The sequence below is a fragment of the Agrobacterium sp. ST15.13.013 genome (genome assembly GCF_027956525.1).
GTDB lineage: Bacteria > Pseudomonadota > Alphaproteobacteria > Rhizobiales > Rhizobiaceae > Agrobacterium > Agrobacterium salinitolerans.
The window spans coordinates 70,005-89,146 of record NZ_JAQKGP010000021.1 but is presented as its reverse complement, the minus strand read 5'-3'; the positions used below and the strand labels follow the sequence as shown (position 1 = coordinate 89,146).

Here is a 19,142-nt window from a genome sequence, read left to right as displayed (position 1 = left end):
AGCACTCAGACGGGTTCCACTTCATGTCAGCCACCAAGCTTGCCATCGTCGGCGTCGGCAAAATCGTTCGCGACCAGCATCTTCCCGCCATTGCAGGCAATCCGGATTTTGAGTTGATCTGCACCGCAAGCCGTCACGGCACCGTGGACGGCGTCGCTTCCTATGGCACCATCGAGGCCATGCTGGAGGCTGTGCCTGATATCGATGCGGTGTCGCTGTGCATGCCGCCGCAATATCGCTATGAGGCGGCTTACGCAGCGCTGAATGCCGGCAAGCATGTCTTCCTTGAAAAGCCGCCGGGCGCCACCCTTTCGGAAGTGCAGGATCTCGCTCGGCTGGCGGATTCGAAGGGCCTTTCACTGTTTGCGAGCTGGCATTCGCGTTATGCGCCCGCGGTCGAGGCTGCGAAGGCGTTTTTGGCCTCGACGACAATCGACAGCGTGCATGTCATCTGGAAAGAGGATGTGCGTCACTGGCACCCGAACCAGGCCTGGATCTGGCAGGCAGGCGGTCTCGGCGTGTTTGACCCCGGCATCAATGCGCTTTCGATCATCACCCATATCCTGCCGCGCGCGCTGTTCCTGACCAAGGCGACACTCGAATTCCCGGAAAACCGCGACGCCCCGATCGCCGCCGACCTGCATTTTTCCGATGTGACGAAAATGCCCGTCCATGCCGAATTCGACTGGCGTCAGACCGGCAAGCAAAGCTGGGATATCGTTGCCGAGACGGCCGCGGGACAGATGGTGCTTTCGGAAGGCGGTGCGAAGCTCTCGATCAACGGCGAAGAAAAGCTCTCCCAGCCGGAGCGGGAATATCCTGCTCTTTACGAGCGTTTCTCGGAAATCATCAAGGCAGGCCGTTCCGATGTCGACCTCGCGCCGTTGACCCATGTGGCTGACGCTTTCCTGCTCGGCCGTCACAAATTCGTGGATTCCTTCTACGACTGAGAAGCCGAAACGCTTGCCAAGAACGCTGATTCAAAGGGCGCGGCTGACGAAACGGTCGCGCCCTGAATTTTTGGCCTCATACAGCGCTCTTCGATGCTGTGCAGCGGCCCCATGCGGTCTGCATCCACATGAAGGGGCAAGTGCACCACCAATGCCGAGACGGGCATCAACCGCCTGTCGGGGAGGCACGGTCTCTGGTGGATCAGGCTTTTTTCTGCCAGCGGCCTTCTGGCGATTGCTGCCAATAGGTCAGGGAGTGCCCCTCCGTCTTCAGCCTCTTCCAATGGCTACGTGCCATTTCCAGCTGGTAGGCATCGTATCCGTCGAACATGAAGACGACGCGTTCATAAGCCTCAACCGCCGGCGGCTCGGCGCCATCAACGAGAAAGCGGACACTTGCCGCGTTGGCGTTCTCGCCCGACGCCGTCAGGAGAATCGGCTGATTTTGCGGTGCGGGCGAAATATCGGTGGCGTGCGGCAGGAAGCTGTCGTCACGAAAGGTCCAAAGATGCGTGTCGAGAAAATCACGGCGCTCCTCGCCCACCGTCTGGATCGCGACCTTCCAGCCGCGTTCCAGCGATTTCTCAAGCAAGGGCGGCAGCGCGTCCTCCAGCTTCGATTCCGTCAGGTGGTAGAACAGAATTTCAGTCATTCGCAGACGCGCAGCTCCGCTCGCTTCAATCTTCGTAATGGGCGCGAACGAGTTCGTTCAGAAGACGCACACCATAGCCCGAGCCCCAGGACTGGTTGATCTCGGTCAGCGGCGAGCCCATGGCGGTGCCGGCGATATCGAGATGCGCCCAGGATGTTTCGCCCACGAAACGCTTGAGGAACTGCGCAGCGGTGACGGAACCCGCAAGGCGGCCCGAGCTGTTCTTCATGTCGGCGAATTTGGAATCGATGATCTTGTCGTAATCCTTGCCGAGCGGCATGCGCCACAGTTTTTCCGCCGTCACATCGCCCGCCTGCGTGAGGCGCGCTGCAAGTTCGTCGTCATTGGAGAAAAGACCGGCCTGAAGATTGCCGAGCGCAACCGTGATCGCGCCCGTCAGCGTGGCGAGGTTCACCATGAATTTCGGGTTGAAGCGATCCTTCGTGTACCAGAGCGCATCGGCCAGAACCAGCCGGCCTTCGGCATCGGTATTGATGATCTCGATGGTCTGGCCGGACATGGAGGTGACGATATCGCCGGGGCGCTGGGCATTGCCATCGGGCATGTTCTCGACCAGGCCAATGACGCCGATCACGTTCGCCCTGGCCTTGCGGGCCGCCAGCGTGTGCATCAGGCCGGTAACGGCCGCAGCACCACCCATGTCGCCCTTCATATCTTCCATATTGAGGCCCGGCTTCAGCGAAATACCACCGGTATCGAATACGACGCCCTTGCCGACAAAGGCGATGGGCTCATCCTTCTTTGAACCGCCGTTCCATTGCATGACCGCCAGCCGCGGCGGACGGGCCGACCCCTGCGCCACGCCCAGAAGCGCGTTCATGCCGAGCTTTTTCAGTTCCTTCTCACCGAGGACTTCCACCTCGACGCCGAGCTTGCGCAGCTCTTCGGCCTTCTCGGCAAATTCGACAGGTCCGAGAATATTCGGCGGGAGGTTGACGAGATCGCGCGCGAGAATCACACCGTCCGCGACCGCTTGCGACAGGGCAAATGCCTTCTCGGCCTCCTTGTGAGCGGCGGTGACAATGACAACCTCGACCTTCTTCGGCGCCTTCTCGTCGTCCGACTTCTTCTTGGTCTTGTAGGCATCGAAACTATAGGCACGCAGCAGCAGGCCAAGCGCGAAATCACCTGCCGCCCGTGCGCCAACCTCGACACTCGGTGCGTCGAGATAGATAACGACCTTTTCCGCCTTCTTGAAATGGGCGGCCGCAGTACCGCCAGCACGCAACCAGTCGTGCGCAACCAGTTTGGATGGTTTGCCAAGACCGATGACAAGCAAACGATCGGCGGCGGAACCCTGCGGTGCGATCACATCGAGCGTCGCCATGGATTTTGCGGAAAAACCTGCGATCTTCGCCGCCCTTTCGATCACACCGCCCGGATCGGCCTCGGAGGCGCCGGCGACGGCCTGAGCCTCACCCGAGGCCTGCAGCACAACGGCGAGCGCATTTTCCAGCACGGCGGAATTGGCGAAAGAAATATCGAATTTGGCGGACATGTTTTCCTGCTCTTCTTCTACGACTTGCACGATGCGCATGATCATGGCCTTTTCGGCCCCGGGCGCAACCCTTGCATTCTTTAAAGCCCCACAGTCGTTAAAGGAAAGGCATTTTTGTGGAATGCGAAATCACGTCATGAAACCGACAGCTTGTTTCACAAAAAGACACAGGCAGCGGAAAAATCGTCGCGCAAAACATATTTGTGAGCGCGCCGGAATAGCCAATTGCAAACGATGCGATTAGATAGACGAAAATTCGGCGAGCGATCGCACGTAAAAACAATGTCGAACAGGGCCGTATGAAGCTTCTCGAGAACTATATCCTGCGGCGGACAACGCAGATGTTTCTGGTCGCGCTGCTGCCGGTGCTGGCCATCATCTGGACCATCCAGGTTCTCCAGAGAATCAATCTCGTCACCGATACGGGCCAGTCGATGGGTTCCTTCATGGCGCTCGCGACCATGATCCTGCCGACGCTGATCCCAGTCGTCCTGCCTTTTGCGCTTGTCATCGGCATTACCCAGATTTTCACGACGATGAACAACGATTCCGAGCTTGCCATCATTGATGCGGCCGGATCGCCGCGGTCGGTGATGTATCGCCCGGTTCTCATTCTGGCCGCCGTTCTGAGCGCCTTTTCCTTCACCATCACCAATTTCATCGAGCCGCCCGCCCGCAGCTCCGCCCGGCAGATGGTGGCCGCCGCCTATGCCGACCTCCTGTCCTCGGTGATCGAGGAAAAGACTTTCCGCACCATTCAGGATGGCCTTTACGTGCAGATCGCCCAGCGGCAGGGCCGTATTCTCAAAGGCCTGTTCGTCGCCGACCGCCGCGATCCGAATTTCGACCTCATTTATTACGCCAAGGAAGGCATGATCGATGAAAGCGGCACGTCGCTCACCATGCGCGACGGTGAAGTGCAGCAGAAGACGCCGGACGGCAAGGTCTCGATCGTCAAGTTCCTGTCCTATGCCTTCGATCTTTCGACCATGTCGGAGAAGCAGGATTCCGAGCCGTCGCTCTCTCCGGGCGACGCCAGCCTCGGCTTCCTTCTCGCGCCCGACGAGAACAATGCGAGCTACAAGCGCTCACCGGAAAACTTCCGCAGCGAGTTGCACAAGCGTCTGTCGGACTGGATGTTCGCCTTCTCCTTCGCGCTTATTTCGCTGGTCATCGCCGCCGACGCCCGTTCGCACCGCGAGGCGCGCCTGCATCCGATGGTGGCCGCACTGGTGACGGCCTTCATGCTGCGCTGGCTTGGTTTTTACGTCACCAATCAGGTCAAGCAGAGCGCGGCCTTCATTCCCCTGGTTTATGCCGTGCCGGGCCTTAGCGGCGGCGCTGCCGCCTTCATTCTGCTGACCGGACGAAAGCCGAAAATGCCGACAATCCTCGCCGATGCGATGGGTCGTCTGCGCCGTCTGTTCTCCAGCCGGATGGCCAAAAACTCTGGGAGCGGCAGCGCATGATTTTCAACACGCTCTCCCGGTATTTCCTGAAGCGATATCTGATCACCGCCATCTGGTTCGTGCTCGGCGTATCTTCGATCATTTACCTTGCCGATTTCAGCGAAACGGCACGGCGCATGTCCGGCCTGCCCGGCTATTCCGTTCCGGCCGCCCTTGGCCTGACGGCGCTTCGCCTGCCGCTGATCCTGCAGCAGACCGTGCCCTTCATCGCGCTTTTCGTCGGCATGACGACGCTGATCTCGCTCAACCGGCGTTATGAGCTGGTGGTGACGCGCGCCGCCGGCATTTCCGCCTGGCAGTTCATCCTTCCGTTCGTGCTCGGCGCGGTTTTCATCGGCATCCTGTCGGTCGCGATCCTGAACCCCATCGCGGCATGGGGCCAAAACAAGTCGCTGGCAATGGAAGCCGGCCTGCGCAACGAAGCGGGCGGCGGCCGCCAGCAGGAGATCGTTCCGTGGATGCGCCAGTCGAGCGGCGGCAAGGATACGATCATCGGCGCCAAGAGCTTCGAGGACAACGGAACGCTGCTTCTCGACGTGGTTCTGATCGACATCGACAAGGACGGAAACATCGTCTCGCGCAAGGATGCGAAGTCGGCTAAATTGGAAGATGGTTACTGGCTTCTTAACGGCGTTTCGGAAACGCGCGCCGGGCATGTGTCAGTTCGGCAAGAGAGCATGCGGATCAGTACCAATTTGAGACGGGAATTCGTCCAGGAACGCATGACGCAGACGGAAACCGTTGCTTTCTTTGACCTTTCTCACAAGATCGAAGTTGCAAAGTCCTTTGGACTATCTTCAAAGGCGCTTGAGACGCAGTATCATTTCCTGCTATCGACGCCCCTGCTTCTGGTCGCGATGACCTTGATCGCCGCGACCGTTTCATTAAAGTTCAGCCGCTTCGCCCAATCGCGCTCCGTGATTCTGGGTGGAATCGTTTCCGGCTTCGTGCTTTATGTAGTAACCGTGCTCGTAAGGGCATTCGGGAGTGGTGGTGTTGTCCCTCCCACCGTCGCGGTCTGGGTTCCAGTCATCGTGGCGTTGGCTTTGGGGGCAACCATTCTGCTTCATCAGGAGGACGGCTAGTGGCGGTAATTGACCGCGGGAATATCAGGCGGCTTTGGACGGCCCTTCTGACAGGTGCCGCTGTGTGCGCGTATTTGGCATCCAGCCCGGTCGCTTTCGGCCAGGATGGTTTGCTTGCGTCGGCAAGCCAAGACGATTCGAAACTCCTGCTTACAGCAAATGAACTGACCTATAATCGCGATTCCCAGCGCGTGATTGCGAAGGGCGTCGTTCGCATGAAATATTCGGGCTACCGTATGGTGGCCCAGCAGGTGGAATACAACCAGCAGACCGGCCGCGTGATCGCCCATGGCAACATCGAGCTGATCGAGCCGGGCGGCAACAAGATTTATGCCGACGAGATGGACGTGACCGATGACTTCGGTCAGGGCTTCGTCAATGCCCTGCGCGTTGAGACAACGGATAACACTCGCATTGCGGGTGAAAGCGCCGAGCGTCTCGAAGGCGACCGGATGGTTCTCAACAACGGCGTCTACACCGCCTGTCTGCCCTGCGCCGAACGGCCCGAAAAGGCGCCGCTGTGGCAGGTCAAGGCCGAGCGCGTCATTCAGGACGGCAAGACCCATACGGTGCGGCTGGAAAAGGCCCGCCTTCAGCTTTTCGGCCACTCGATCGCCTATCTGCCGTTCCTCACGGTTCCGGACAACACAGTGAAGCGTAAATCGGGCTTCCTGTTCCCGCAGATGAGCTTGACCAACAAGCTTGGTTTTGGCCTTGGCGTTCCCTATTTCCAGGTTCTTTCCGACACGTCGGATTTGACCATCACGCCGACCTACTACACCAAGCAGGGTCTGTTGCTGCAGGGCGAATTGCGGAACCGTTTCGAAAGCGGCATGCATACGTTGACGATTGCCGGCATCAGCCAGCAGTCGTCTGACACCTTCAACGCCGGAACGAGTGACGCGTTGAACGATCAGCGCGGCATGGTGGCAACCAAGGGTGATTTCAGCATCAACCCGCGCTGGGCTTTCGGCTGGGACGCCATGGTGCAGTCCGACAACAACTTCTCGCGCACCTATAACCTCAAGGGCTACAAGAACGACGTCCAGACCAACCAGATTTATCTGACGGGCACTGGCGAGCGTAACAGCTTTGAGGCCCGTGGTTATTATTTCAACGTTCAGGACACGGATAATTCGGAGCTCAAGGAACGCAAGCAGGCGATCGTTCATCCGGTCGTAGACTATCGTTACTTCCTGCCGGATCCGATCTATGGCGGTGAACTGTCGCTGACCACGAACTTCACGAGCATCAGCCGTTCGACGCAGGATTCCTACGCGATGGGCGGCTTCCCCCGCTTCAACGGTCTGGAAGGCTCTTATACGCGCTGGACCACGGAAGCGGAATGGAAGCGCACCATTACGATGGATAGCGGTCTTCAGATCACGCCGATCCTTGCTGCGCGCGGCGACGCGCTGTGGACCGACATGAATGCGGCAAGCTTCACCTCCGGCGGTACATCCTATGCCTATGAAGGCATGATCCATGACGATGCTGCCCTGCGTGGCATGGTCACCGGTGGCCTTGAGGTGCGTTATCCCTGGCTGTTCACGGCCCTCAACAGCAGCCACGTGATCGAGCCTATCGCGCAGATTTTCGTTCGGCCGAACGAGCAATATTCCGGTCGTTTCCCGAACGAGGACTCGCAAGCCTTTGTGTTCGACGCTACCAACCTCTTCGAGCGCGACAAGTTCTCCGGCTTCGACCGCATCGAAGGCGGTACGCGTGCCAATCTCGGCTTCCGCTATAACGGCACGTTCGACAATGGTTACGGCATTCGCGCCATTGCCGGCCAGTCCTTCCATCTGGCGGGCGACAATTCCTTCGCGTCTTACGATCTAGTCAATGCAGGCGCCAATTCCGGCCTCGAATCCGACCGTTCGGATTATGTCGCCATGGCCGCTTTCGATGCGCCGATCGGACTCTCGCTCTCGTCGAGCCTGCGTCTCGACAAGGACGATTTCGACATCAACCGCTCGGAAACCGGTATCAGCTATTCGGACCGTCGCCTTACCGGCAAGCTCAGCTATACGCAGGTCAAGGCACAGCCGAAATATGGCTATAACGAAGACCGCGACATCATTCAGGCGTCCGGCACGCTGCGCATGGACGACAACTGGTCGCTTTTCGGATCGATCAATTACGATCTGAACGGGAAGTTTGCCGCTGAACGCCGTATCGGTATTGCCTATCAGGATGAGTGCACAATCCTGACGGTCAGCTATTCGGACGAAGGCAATATCAATTCCAGCCGTCAGGCCGCCAATGACTGGTCGATCAATGCGCGTCTGGCCTTCCGCACGCTCGGCGATATCAGCATCGGCTCAGCCAATGAGGACTGGAACGACATGGATATCGGCTGGAAGCCAAACAACTACTGAGTTTAGAGGCAGGTTACGCAGCATCGTGACCTGCCTTTTTACCATTTGGCCAGTAAAGCCACGGTTTCGCCGCAACAACACGCCAATGTCGGCCGCACATGGAACCTATCGGGTTTTCTTTCAACAAACCGACACATTGCCGTCTTGCGGATCGCGATGATATATACGTGGCAAATTCGCGGTGCGGACGCACAGGTGCAGGTCTGAAAGCGGGAAAGTTCAATATTCCCCCATCAGGCAGAACAGATTGGCGGGACAGGGCAACAGGACCCTGCCCGACGAAAGGGAGAAGGATATGATGAATTTCGGAAAGACGGCTTTGCGTGGCGCTGCTTTTGCCTTTGCGATATTCGCCGTTCCCATGGCCGTTGTGCCCTATACCGGCCAGGCCTTCGCCGATAGCACCGTCAAGATCGTCGTCAACAAGACACCCATCACCAACGACGATATTGCCAAGCGCGTCGCCTTCCTCAAGCTGCAGCGCCAGTCCGGTAATCTCAATGAAAAGGCGCGTGAGCAGCTTGTCGATGAAGCGCTGAAGCGCGAGGAAATCGCCCGCGTCAAGATGTCGGTCAGCACCGACGATGTCGATGCGGCCTTCGCGCGCTTTGCCGGCAACAACAAGATGAGCCCGCAGCAATTGACGAAGGTGCTTGCGCAGGCGGGCGTCGGCGCCGACCATTTCAAGGCCTTCATCGCCGTTCAGATGAGTTGGCCGCGTCTTGTCAACGCTCGTTACGGCGCACGCGGCAAGATGTCGACGCAGGATCTCGTTACCCGCCTGAAGGAACGTGGCGACAAGCCCGTCACCACGGAATATTTTCTGCAGCAGGTTATCTTCGTGATACCGGAATCAAAGCGCAAGGCCATTACCGGCAAGCGCAAGGCTGAGGCTGAAGCCTCGCGCAAGCGTTATCCCGGCTGCGACCAGGCCATGAGCTTCGCCGCGACCATGCGTGATGTTGCGATCAAGGACCTTGGCCGCATTCTGGCGCCGGAGCTGCCGGAAGACTGGAAGGCGCTGGTGGAGAAGACCAAGGAAGGCGGCACCACCGGCACGCGCGTCACCGAAAAGGGCGTCGAATATCTGGCCATCTGCAAGCAGCGCCAGGTTTCCGACGACTACGCGGCGGAAATGGTGTTCAAGTCCGAAGATCTGATGAAGGCCAAGGACGGCGAAAACCCGAACGAAAAGAAATATATGGATGAGCTGCGCAAGAAGGCGCAGATCGTCAACACCTGATATTGATTAAAGAGCCGGGTCTTTCCGTGACATATGCATCCCTGCCGCTTGCCCTGACACAGGGAGATCCAGCCGGTATCGGCCCTGATATCGCCATCACCGCCTGGGCCAAGCGCCGGGAGAACGGCATGCCGCCCTTCATCTTCATCGGCGACCCCGATGTGGTAGCGAGCCGCGCGGCGTTGATCGGCGTGCCGGTCAATATCGAGACCTGCGGTGCGGAAAGCGCCGTCGACCTGTTCGAACAAGCCTTCCCCATCCTTTCCCTTCCCGTCGGCTTCGAAGTGCAGGCGGGTCAGCCGCATGTCGGAGCGGCGCACGCGACAATCAAGGCCATCGAGACCGCCGTTTCCCTCACGGTCGAGGGCAAGGCTGCGGCCGTCGTCACCAATCCGATCGCAAAATCGGTGTTATACGAGGCCGGTTTCGGCTTTCCCGGTCATACGGAATTTCTGGCCGATCTCGCCCTGCGCGAGACCGGGGAGCAAGTCATACCGGTCATGATGATTGCCGGCCCCAAGGTCCGTGTCGTCCCGGTGACGATCCATATCCCCGTGAAAGACGTGCCCGCCGCTCTTACCGAAGAGCTGATCGTCACGACCTGCCGCATCATCGATGCCGATCTCCGGCAGAAATTCGGCATTGAGGCGCCGCGTCTGGCGGTTGCCGGCCTCAACCCGCATGCGGGGGAAGATGGCGCACTCGGCACCGAGGATCGCGATATCGTTCACCCGGCGACCATGCGGTTGCGGAAGGACGGGATCGATGCCTTTGGCCCCCTGCCCGCCGACACCATGTTCCACGATGCCGCCCGCAAGCGTTATGACGTGGCGGTGTGCATGTATCACGATCAGGCGCTCATTCCGGCCAAGGCGCTCGGCTTTGACGATTCCGTCAATGTCACGCTTGGCCTGCCCTTCATCCGCACCTCGCCCGACCATGGCACCGCCTTCGGCATTGCCGGCCAGGGCATCGCTAATGAGGCGAGCCTTGTGGCGGCGCTGAAGATGGCGGCGGACATTTCGCTCCGCAGCCGGGCCAACACATAATGGCGGCCATCGACGGACTGCCGCCGCTGCGCGATGTCATCCAGCGCCACGGGCTCGACGCGAAGAAATCGCTCGGACAGAACTTCCTGTTCGACCTCAACCTCACCCAGAAGATCGCCCGTACGGCCGGGCCGCTCGAAGGCGTGACGGTGATCGAAGTCGGCCCCGGCCCCGGCGGCCTTACCCGCGCCATTCTGTCACTTGGTGCGAAAAAGGTCATCGCTGTCGAGCGCGACAGCCGCTGTCTGCCCGTTCTTGCGGAAATCGAAGCGCATTATCCCGGACGGCTCGAGGTTATCGAGGGCGACGCGCTGAAGACGGATTTCGAGGCGCTGGTTCCCGCCGGCGAGCCTGTGCGCATCATCGCCAACCTGCCTTACAATGTCGGCACGCAATTGCTGGTCAACTGGCTGCTGCCGAAGGCGTGGCCGCCCTTCTGGCTATCCATGACGTTGATGTTCCAGAAGGAAGTTGGGCAGCGCATCGTGGCCGAAGAAGGCGATAATCACTACGGCCGTCTCGGCGTTCTCGCCGGCTGGCGCACGGTTTCCGAAATGGCCTTCGACGTCCCGCCGCAGGCCTTCAGCCCACCGCCAAAAGTCACCTCCACCGTCGTGCACCTGTTGCCGAAGGACAAGCCATTGCCCTGCCACGTGGCCAAGCTTGAAAGGGTCACGGAAGCCGCCTTCGGCCAGCGCCGCAAGATGCTGCGCCAAAGCGTCAAGAGCCTTGGCGGAGAAACGCTGCTGGAAAAAGCGGGAATCGATCCCACGCGCCGGGCGGAAACGCTGTCGGTGGAGGAATTCGTGACGCTGGCGAACTGCCTGTAAGCTAACGTAAAGCCGATGCAACGACGGAGGTTGCTTGCAACTCTGCGCTCTACTATTATGTCCATATATGGTCATTTTTGGAGGCGGATATGTCGAGCATGAGCGTTGCCGAAGCAAAAGCCGGATTTGCCACACTGATCGATGAAGCAGCGAAGGGCGAGTTCGTGACCATCACACGTCACGGTAAACCGGCAGCGGTGCTTGTTTCCGTCGAGGCGGCCGAAGCAGCGAAAAAGGCGCTGAAGACGCCACCCGCCAATTTCGGTGATTTCCTGCTAACCTATCCCGGCGGCGTGGATTTGTCGCGCAATCCTTCGACCATGAGGGACATCGATTTTGAGTAACGGCTTCCTGCTCGATACCAATATCATATCCCGATTTGCTCCCGACAAGCCAATCCCATCCGAAGCGACCCGCACATGGTTCCATGTACAGGGCGAGGCCGATGCACTTTATCTGTCAGCGATGACCGTTGCCGAAATCCAAAAGGGAATAGCATATCTTGTTCGCAAGGGTGCCATCGATCGCGCCAAGCGTCTGAACGACTGGCTGAGTTCTCTGACCGAAAACTTCGGAGATCGAATATTGCCGATGGATGTAGCGGTTGCCCGTGTAGCGGGTGCGATAGAGGATGTGGCAAACAGCAAGGGCCGTCATCCCGGCCTTGCCGACCTGATCATCGCCGCCACCGCTCAAGTCTATAATCTGACCGTGACAACCGAAAATCTGAAGCACTTCATTCCGTTGGGAATTCAAGTCGATTTGCCGGCCTCACTCCAGAAATAGAACAAAACGGCTTTCAACCGAGCTTTGGCTCTTCCTCGAGCAACGCCCGCACGAAATCGAACATGCCGTGGCGGCGGTCGCGGCGGACGCGTTCGGCCTTCACGATTGCTTCGACGGCCTCGAAGGCAGCCTGCAGGTCGTCATTGAGGATGACATAGTCATAGTCGCGCCAGTGTTCGATCTCGGCACGGGAATTGAGGAGCCGGGTCTTGATGACCTCTTCGGTGTCTTCGGCGCGGCGATGCAGGCGAGATTGAAGTTCGGTCATGGTCGGCGGCAGGATGAAGATCGAAACGACGTCGGCCTTCATCTTGTCCTGAAGCTGCTCGGCGCCCTGCCAGTCGATATCGAACAGCATGTCGCGGCCTGCGGCCATGGCTTCTTCCACCGGCTCGCGCGGGGTGCCGTAGAAATTGCCATGAACCTCGGCCCATTCCAGCAGCGCGTCGCTGTCGCGCAGGCGCTCGAAATCGCGCTTGGAAATGAAATGGTAGTGGATACCGTCAATCTCGCTCTGGCGGCGCGGACGTGTCGTGACGCTGACGGACAGGCCGATATTCTTGTCCTTGTCGAGCAGGTTGCGCGCAATCGTGGATTTTCCCGCGCCCGATGGCGAAGAAATCACCAGCATCAACCCTCTGCGGGCAATCGTGACGGGAGAATTATTCACCGGGGCCATGGGTCTACTCCAGATTTTGGACCTGCTCGCGGAACTGGTCGATCACCACTTTCAGCTCTATGCCCGCTGCGGTTACCGCACTGGCGTTCGATTTGGAACAGATTGTATTCGACTCGCGGTTAAATTCCTGTGCAAGAAAATCGAGCTTGCGGCCAACCGGCCCACCATTGGCCAAAAGCTCCCGCGACGCCTGAACATGGGCGTGCAGCCGGTCGATCTCTTCACGCAGATCCGCCTTGGTGGCGATCAGCGCCGCCTCCGCATGAAGCCGGTCACGATCGAGCCCGTGCAAGCCGTCGCCGATGAGGGCGATCTGCTGGGCGAGCCGTGCCGCAATTTGCTCGGGCTGGCGGGAAGGATCGTTTTCAATGATGTCTGCGAGCTGCTCGATTCGGTTGATGTGACCGGACAGGATGGCAAACAGCGAAGCCCCTTCGCGCTCGCGCATATCCTTCAGCTTCTCGACCGCGGCGGCGAAACCGGCAAGCACATCATCGTTGCGCGCGGCCTGAACCTCCGCATCGTCTTCCGCCTCGCGAAAATCGACGAGCCCGCGCAGCGTCAGCAGCGTGTCGAAGCTCAGCGGCTTGTCTTCCACGACATCGCCAAGCTCCTTTTTCAGCGCCAGAACAGCCGCCAGAGCATCGCGGTTGACCACCGCCTCCAGCCGGTTTTCCGCAATCGCCAGCGTCAGACCCGCCTGGATATTACCGCGGGAAAGATGCTCGCCTGCGATTTCGCGCAGGGCCGTTTCCAGCGCTTCAAGACCGGTCGGCAGACGCAGGCGCACATCGAGCCCCTTGCCGTTCACGGACCGCAATTCCCACGCCCAGCGGTAACGGCCGGAGGTTCCTTCGCTGCGCGCAAAGCCGGTCATCGATTGCAATGTCATATCTGAAAGCCCCCCGTCATGCCTTACAAAACCGGGCCCTGTGGATCACAGAGCCCGGTCGAGATTATCAGTTGTTGGCGGGTTTCTCCGCCTCGGTTCCACCTGGCTGGCCATCCACGACAACATCGGGATTGGCGCCGGAAGCAGCCTTCTCAGCCTCGATCTTGCGCCAGCGGCGAACATTGGCGTTGTGCTCTTCAAGCGTCTTGGCAAAGACGTGGCCGCCGGTGCCGTCAGCAACGAAATAAAGGTCATCCGTGCGCCATGGATTGGCGACCGCCTCAAGTGCCGCGCGGCCCGGATTGGCGATGGGAGACGGCGGAAGGCCCTTGATGACATAAGTGTTGAACGGCGTCTGCTTCTGCAGGTCCGACTGGTAGATCGGGCGGTCCGACGGTTTGCCGTCACCACCGAACAGGCCGTAGATGATCGTCGGGTCGGATTGCAGGCGCATGCCCTTCTTCAGGCGGTTGTAGAACACGGAGGCGACATGGGCGCGTTCGTCGTCCTTGCCGGTTTCTTTCTCGACAATCGAGGCAAGCGTCACGAATTCCTCGACGGTCTTGATCGGCAGATCGGGATCGCGCCGTTCCCAGATCATGTCGATCAGCTTGTCCTGCGCCGCACTCATCTGGTTGATGATCTCTTCGCGCTTGGTGCCGCGGGTGAAGCGATAGGTATCCGGGCGCAGGCTGCCTTCCGGCGGCAGCGTGGCGGGAAGCTCGCCGTCCAGAACTTCATCCGCAGCAAGACGTGCGAACATCTGCTTCACGGTCAGGCCTTCCGGCAGCGACACGGAATAAAGGATCGACTTGCCGGACTCCAGCAGCACCATGATGTCCTTCATCGATGCGCCAGCCTTGATCTCGTATTCACCCGTCTTCAGCGTCTGGTCCTTCTGCAGATAGCTGCCGGTCATCAGGCGGAAAACGCGGGCGTTGGAGATGATGTCATTGCGTTCGAGATTATTGGCGATCTCGATGATGCCTGCGCCGTTGCGCACTGTGAAATGGGTGTTCGTCTGGAGCGGACCGGGCTCCTGGAACGCATTGATCATGTAATAGAAAGCGGCAATGGCCAGCACACAGACGGCGACGGCCAGCGTCATCAGAAAGTTCAGGAAGATCACAAGCTGGCCGTGGGCCTTGCGGGAGCGCTTGGGCGGAGCCGGCACTTTTTCCGGCCGCAGCGCCTCCGTCGGGGATTTCGGAATGATCGGGCCGCGATTGCCTTCGCCCGCGCCGGTTTGTCCGTATGGTCCCTGGCTGTTCTGGTTCGTGTCGCTCACCGTCGGTCCTTTTCAGTTCGGCGTTGTCAGCGCTTTTTGCGCAGGTAATGCGGCAAAAACAGGTTCGGAATGCCGTCCCGCACCACATAGAGGTATCGTGAAGCCTGCTGTTCCGCTTCACGAACATCGTTTCGGACAAAGCCGATTGAGGGAGCAGCCGGCACCGGCAAACGCTTCCCATAAAACGACTACAATAGCGGCGCGAAAACCGGAATAGCTTTCACAGGCCGCAATGCGTTCTTCAAATGAAAGAACGTCCTTTGTCAGCACCCGGTGGGAGGGCGCCAGCGGCGGCAGAGCCGCCGCATTATGCTTCGTAACGACGCAGCACGAGGGAGGCGTTGGTGCCGCCGAATCCGAAGGAGTTCGAGAGCGCCACGTCGACCTTACGCTTGCGCGCCTTGTGCGGCACGAGATCGATCTTCGTCTCCACATCGGGATTGTCGAGGTTCAGCGTCGGCGGAACGATGTTGTCGCGGATCGCAAGCGTCGCGAAGATCGCCTCGATAGCGCCCGCCGCACCGAGAAGATGGCCGGTCGCCGACTTGGTGGAGGACATGGAAATCTTCGATGCAGATTCGCCGACAAGCCGCTCGACCGCGCCAAGCTCGATCGTATCGGCCATGGTGGAGGTGCCGTGAGCGTTGATGTAGTCGATATCGTCAGGCGTGAGACCTGCGCGCTTCAGCGCCATCGACATGCAGCGATAGGCACCTTCACCGTCCTCGGACGGTGCGGTGATGTGATAGGCATCGCCAGAGAGGCCGTAACCGACGACTTCCGCATAGATCTTCGCGCCGCGCGCCTTGGCGTGTTCCAGCTCTTCCAGAACGACGATGCCCGCACCTTCACCCATGACGAAACCATCGCGGTCACGGTCATAGGGGCGCGAGGCCTTCTGCGGATCGTCATTGTGTTGTGTGGAAAGCGCCTTGCAGGCGGCGAAGCCGGCGAGCGCGATGCGGCAGACCGGCGATTCGGCGCCGCCGGCGACCATGACGTCGGCATCGCCGAGCGCGATCAGACGGGCAGCATCGCCAATGGCGTGCGCGCCGGTCGAGCAGGCCGTCACCACGGCATGGTTCGGTCCGCGCAGCTTGTGGCGGATGGAAACCTGGCCGGATACGAGGTTGATCAGGCGGCCGGGAATGAAGAATGGGGAAATGCGCCGCGGGCCCTTGTCGCGCAGCGTATAGCCCGCCTCGACAATGCCCTCCAGGCCGCCAATGCCGGAGCCGATCAGAACGCCTGTCGCGATCTGGTCCTCGTCCGTTTCCGGATGCCAGTTTGCGTCGGCAAGCGCCATGTCGGCGGCAGCCATGCCGTACAGGATGAAAGGATCGATCTTGCGCTGTTCCTTGGGTTCCATCCAGTCATCGGCATTGAAAGTGCCGTTGGAACCATCGCCGACGGGAATACGGCAGGCGATCTTTGCGGGCAAGTCTTCGACTTCGAATTCAGTCACGAGACGGGCGCCGTTTTGGCCGGCCAAAAGCCGTTCCCAGGTCACTTCCGTTCCGCATCCAAGAGGAGATACCATGCCGGTACCGGTGATAACGACACGCCTCATCGCCAACGCTCCGCCCTTATCCAAATCATCGGTCTTCCTGCAACACCGGGCACCATGAGATGGCACTCTCGGCAGGCTGCAGTACGTCTCAATCTTTGCTTGAAGGTTACAGGCAGCGTTATTGCAGCCCGTGACCTTTAGGACAACGGGAAAGCGTGCCTTTGCGGCACCCACCGTCTGCCTATAAAACATTGGCCCGGACAGGCCGGGCCAAGACGGGAAGATATGTCACCCTCCCGATGAAGGTCGATCAGGCCTGGGCCTTCTCGATGAACTTGACGGCGTCGCCGACCGTCAGGATCGAGTCAGCTGCGTCGTCGGGGATTTCAACGCCGAATTCTTCTTCGAAAGCCATGACCAGTTCAACGGTGTCGAGCGAATCAGCGCCCAGATCGTCAATGAAGCTGGCGCCTTCGACAACCTTGTCGGCGTCAACGCCAAGATGATCAATTACAATTTTCTTTACGCGTTCTGCGATATCGCTCATGTCGGTTTCCTCGACCTTTATTTTGAAGGGAATGCCTTGCGGCACCCTGCCCTGTTAGAAGCCCTCATGCGCCGTTCAAATCCGGCGCTGCTGGCAAACCCGTTCAACCCGTTCCAAGCTAGACATCGTCACGCAAAATCGCAACGGCTTCCTGTCTCTCCGGGACGACTGTTCACAGTCTTGGCCCGCTTAACATGGTTTCAATCGGTCGAAAAGCCTGAAAACGCGCTAAGCACAGCGTATGACAGGCAATTTCGCCGAAAACCAGTCGGCGGAGCCTTGCGGCGCCAGCTACCCAAGAAGGTGCTTAAACAGCGCCGCAATCCTTTTCATGACAGCCTTAGGCGTCGTCAGATCATTGCCATGCCGCCATTGACGTGCAGGGTCTGGCCGGTCATGTAGCCCGCCTCGTTGGAGGCGAGGTAAAGAACGGCCGAGGCGACCTCAGCGCCGGTTCCCATGCGCTTCATGGGAATGGCGCCCATGATGGCGTCTTTCTGCTTGTCGTTCAGCTTGCCGGTCATGGCGCTTTCGATGAAGCCCGGCGCCACGCAGTTGACGGTGACGTTGCGGGTGGCGATCTCCTGGGCCAGCGACTTCGAAAAACCGATCATGCCGGCCTTGGAAGCGCAATAGTTGGCCTGGCCGGGATTGCCGGTGACGCCGACGATGGAGGTGATGTTGATGATGCGGCCGAAACGGCGGCGCATCATCGGATGCGTCAGCTCACGCGTCAGGCGGAACATCGCCGTCAGGTTCACTTCGATGACGTTGTCCCAGTCCTCGTCGCTCATGCGCACGAAGAGGCCGTCCTTGGTGATGCCGGCATTGTTGACGAGAATATCGACACCTTCCAGTTCGGCTTCAGCCTTTTCGCCGAGCGCCTTGACCTCGGCGCGGTCGGCAAGGTTGGCCGGGAAAATCTTGACGCGCTCGCCAAGTTCCGCCGCCAGCGCCTCGAGCTTTTCAACGCGCGTGCCGTGCAGGCCGACGGTTGCGCCCTGGCTGTGCAGAAGGCGGGCGATTTCTTCGCCGATGCCGCCGGTTGCGCCGGTTACGAGAGCCTTGCGGCCTGTCAGATCAAACATGTCCTATTCCTTCTTTAGAGCTTCGGACTGAAAATGTTCAGCGCTGTTGCGCCCGATGAATGCGGCAGCCGGAGTATCCGTCTCAGCCGATAAGCGTGGCAAGAAGCTGGTCGATATCGGCAGCGCCGTTGACGGCAACGCCGTTCACCGTCTTGTCGATGCGGCGGGCAAGGCCCGTCAGCACCTTGCCGGAGCCGATCTCGTAAAGCTGCGTGACATTGTTGGCGGCGAACCATTCTACCGTCTCGCGCCAGCGCACCTGCCCCGTCACCTGCTCGACCAGCAGGGCGGCGATCTCATTGGCGTCGGAAACGGGAGCGGCGCGCACGTTGGCGATAACAGGCACGACCGGATTGTGCTTCTCGACTTTCGCCAGAGCCTCGCGCATCGCTTCCGCCGCCGGCGCCATCAGCGCGGAGTGGAAGGGGGCGGAAACCGGCAGCATAATGGCGCGCTTGGCGCCCTTGTCGGACGCGATCGCCGCAGCCTTCTCGACGGCGGCCTTGCCGCCGGAGATGACGAGTTGGCCACCGCCATTGTCATTGGCGATCTGGCAGACGCCGAGAATGGCCGCTTCTTCGCAGATTGCCGAAACGGCGTCATGCTCAAGCCCGATAATCGCCGCCATGGCGCCCTCACCCACCGGCACGGCGGCCTGCATGGCATTGCCGCGAATGCGCAGAAGACGCGCGGTATCGGCAACCGAGAAGGTGCCGGCGGCACAGAGCGCCGAATATTCGCCGAGCGAGTGGCCGGCGACATAAGAAACCGTATCGGACAGCTTGAAACCGCGCGCTTCGAGAACCCGCATGACCGCCATGGACACCGCCATGAGGGCCGGCTGGGCGTTAGCGGTCAGCGTCAGCGTCTCTTCAGGACCGTTCCACATGATATCGGAGAGCTTCTGGTCGAGCGCCTCGTCGACTTCCTGAAACACGGCGCGCGCTTCCGGATAGGTATCCGCCAGCTCCTTGCCCATGCCGACGGCCTGACTTCCCTGTCCGGGAAAAGTGAATGCAATACCCATGGGATGTCGTCCTTCTTGTCTGGCGCTGCCTTTATTCTTGTCGACTTCCATTCACATTCCCGCCAGCGAAGTCAAGGCTTGAAGCCCCATGGCGGGCGCTCGCCAGGGGTTTTGCCGACCTGTTTTCCCCTTTTCTTTTCATCATAT

The 19,142-nt window shown here is 59.6% G+C and carries 18 protein-coding genes; 9 read left to right on the top strand and 9 right to left on the bottom strand.

Annotated features, from left to right (window positions below; genetic code table 11):
• Nucleotides 1-23: 23 nt before the first annotated feature.
• Nucleotides 24-950, top strand: coding sequence for a Gfo/Idh/MocA family protein (locus tag PL597_RS19835; RefSeq protein ID WP_077982557.1), 927 nt, complete (start codon nt 24-26; stop codon nt 948-950).
• A gap of 202 nt (nt 951-1,152) precedes the next feature.
• On the opposite strand, the gene PL597_RS19830 is transcribed toward PL597_RS19835, so the two are convergent.
• Nucleotides 1,153-1,602, bottom strand: coding sequence for a DNA polymerase III subunit chi (locus PL597_RS19830; protein WP_269834437.1), 450 nt, complete (start codon nt 1,600-1,602; stop codon nt 1,153-1,155).
• Nucleotides 1,603-1,627: 25 nt separating this feature from the next.
• Nucleotides 1,628-3,121: a leucyl aminopeptidase gene (locus PL597_RS19825; protein ID WP_077982975.1), complete on the bottom strand. Its 1,494-nt coding sequence runs from the start codon at nt 3,119-3,121 to the stop codon at nt 1,628-1,630.
• 299 nt (nt 3,122-3,420) lie between these two features.
• Here PL597_RS19825 and PL597_RS19820 point away from each other — a divergent pair, with 299 nt between their 5' ends.
• The 8 genes from PL597_RS19820 (at nt 3,421) to PL597_RS19785 (ending at nt 11,964) form a co-directional block, all read left to right on the top strand.
• Nucleotides 3,421-4,590, top strand: coding sequence for an LptF/LptG family permease (locus PL597_RS19820; protein ID WP_217004539.1), 1,170 nt, complete (start codon nt 3,421-3,423; stop codon nt 4,588-4,590).
• Nucleotides 4,587-5,675 carry an LPS export ABC transporter permease LptG gene (gene lptG, locus PL597_RS19815; RefSeq protein ID WP_271366064.1) on the top strand — a complete coding sequence of 363 codons (1,089 nt, stop codon included), beginning with the start codon at nt 4,587-4,589 and terminating at the stop codon, nt 5,673-5,675. Before PL597_RS19820 ends, lptG begins: the two co-directional genes overlap by 4 nt.
• A complete protein-coding gene (locus PL597_RS19810; protein ID WP_269824200.1) occupies nt 5,675-8,056 on the top strand; it encodes an LPS-assembly protein LptD in 2,382 nt (793 codons plus the stop codon). The genes lptG and PL597_RS19810 overlap by 1 nt, the downstream gene beginning before the upstream one ends.
• Nucleotides 8,057-8,351: 295 nt before the next feature.
• The gene (locus tag PL597_RS19805; RefSeq protein ID WP_077982977.1) at nt 8,352-9,299 is read left to right on the top strand and encodes a SurA N-terminal domain-containing protein; all 948 of its coding nucleotides are present in this window, start codon (nt 8,352-8,354) and stop codon (nt 9,297-9,299) included.
• A gap of 26 nt (nt 9,300-9,325) precedes the next feature.
• Complete coding sequence (pdxA, locus tag PL597_RS19800; RefSeq protein ID WP_271366063.1) at nt 9,326-10,348, top strand: 4-hydroxythreonine-4-phosphate dehydrogenase PdxA; 1,023 nt, start codon at nt 9,326-9,328, stop codon at nt 10,346-10,348.
• Nucleotides 10,348-11,178, top strand: coding sequence for a 16S rRNA (adenine(1518)-N(6)/adenine(1519)-N(6))-dimethyltransferase RsmA (gene rsmA, locus PL597_RS19795; protein WP_271366062.1), 831 nt, complete (start codon nt 10,348-10,350; stop codon nt 11,176-11,178). The genes pdxA and rsmA overlap by 1 nt, the downstream gene beginning before the upstream one ends.
• An 89-nt stretch (nt 11,179-11,267) precedes the next feature.
• Nucleotides 11,268-11,522, top strand: a complete 255-nt coding sequence (locus PL597_RS19790) for a type II toxin-antitoxin system Phd/YefM family antitoxin (RefSeq protein ID WP_269824197.1) — start codon at nt 11,268-11,270, stop codon at nt 11,520-11,522.
• Nucleotides 11,515-11,964 carry a type II toxin-antitoxin system VapC family toxin gene (locus PL597_RS19785; protein ID WP_271366061.1) on the top strand — a complete coding sequence of 150 codons (450 nt, stop codon included), beginning with the start codon at nt 11,515-11,517 and terminating at the stop codon, nt 11,962-11,964. The genes PL597_RS19790 and PL597_RS19785 overlap by 8 nt, the downstream gene beginning before the upstream one ends.
• A 13-nt stretch (nt 11,965-11,977) precedes the next feature.
• On the opposite strand, the gene gmk is transcribed toward PL597_RS19785, so the two are convergent.
• The 7 genes from gmk to fabD form a co-directional block, all read right to left on the bottom strand.
• On the bottom strand, nt 11,978-12,643 hold the full coding sequence (gene gmk / locus PL597_RS19780) for a guanylate kinase (RefSeq protein WP_269824195.1): 666 nt from the start codon (nt 12,641-12,643) through the stop codon (nt 11,978-11,980).
• A gap of 4 nt (nt 12,644-12,647) precedes the next feature.
• On the bottom strand, nt 12,648-13,535 hold the full coding sequence (locus PL597_RS19775) for a YicC/YloC family endoribonuclease (protein ID WP_137410052.1): 888 nt from the start codon (nt 13,533-13,535) through the stop codon (nt 12,648-12,650).
• Nucleotides 13,536-13,602: 67 nt separating this feature from the next.
• Nucleotides 13,603-14,823 carry an endolytic transglycosylase MltG gene (gene mltG, locus PL597_RS19770; protein WP_077982566.1) on the bottom strand — a complete coding sequence of 407 codons (1,221 nt, stop codon included), beginning with the start codon at nt 14,821-14,823 and terminating at the stop codon, nt 13,603-13,605.
• Nucleotides 14,824-15,130: 307 nt separating this feature from the next.
• Nucleotides 15,131-16,393: a beta-ketoacyl-ACP synthase II gene (gene fabF / locus PL597_RS19765; protein ID WP_077982567.1), complete on the bottom strand. Its 1,263-nt coding sequence runs from the start codon at nt 16,391-16,393 to the stop codon at nt 15,131-15,133.
• Between the two features lie 250 nt (nt 16,394-16,643).
• On the bottom strand, nt 16,644-16,880 hold the full coding sequence (locus PL597_RS19760) for an acyl carrier protein (RefSeq protein WP_003502080.1): 237 nt from the start codon (nt 16,878-16,880) through the stop codon (nt 16,644-16,646).
• A 350-nt stretch (nt 16,881-17,230) separates the two neighbouring features.
• A complete protein-coding gene (fabG, locus tag PL597_RS19755) occupies nt 17,231-17,968 on the bottom strand; it encodes a 3-oxoacyl-[acyl-carrier-protein] reductase (protein WP_003520726.1) in 738 nt (245 codons plus the stop codon).
• Nucleotides 17,969-18,050: 82 nt separating this feature from the next.
• Nucleotides 18,051-18,995, bottom strand: coding sequence for an ACP S-malonyltransferase (fabD, locus tag PL597_RS19750; RefSeq protein WP_089153231.1), 945 nt, complete (start codon nt 18,993-18,995; stop codon nt 18,051-18,053).
• Nucleotides 18,996-19,142: the final 147 nt, after the last annotated feature.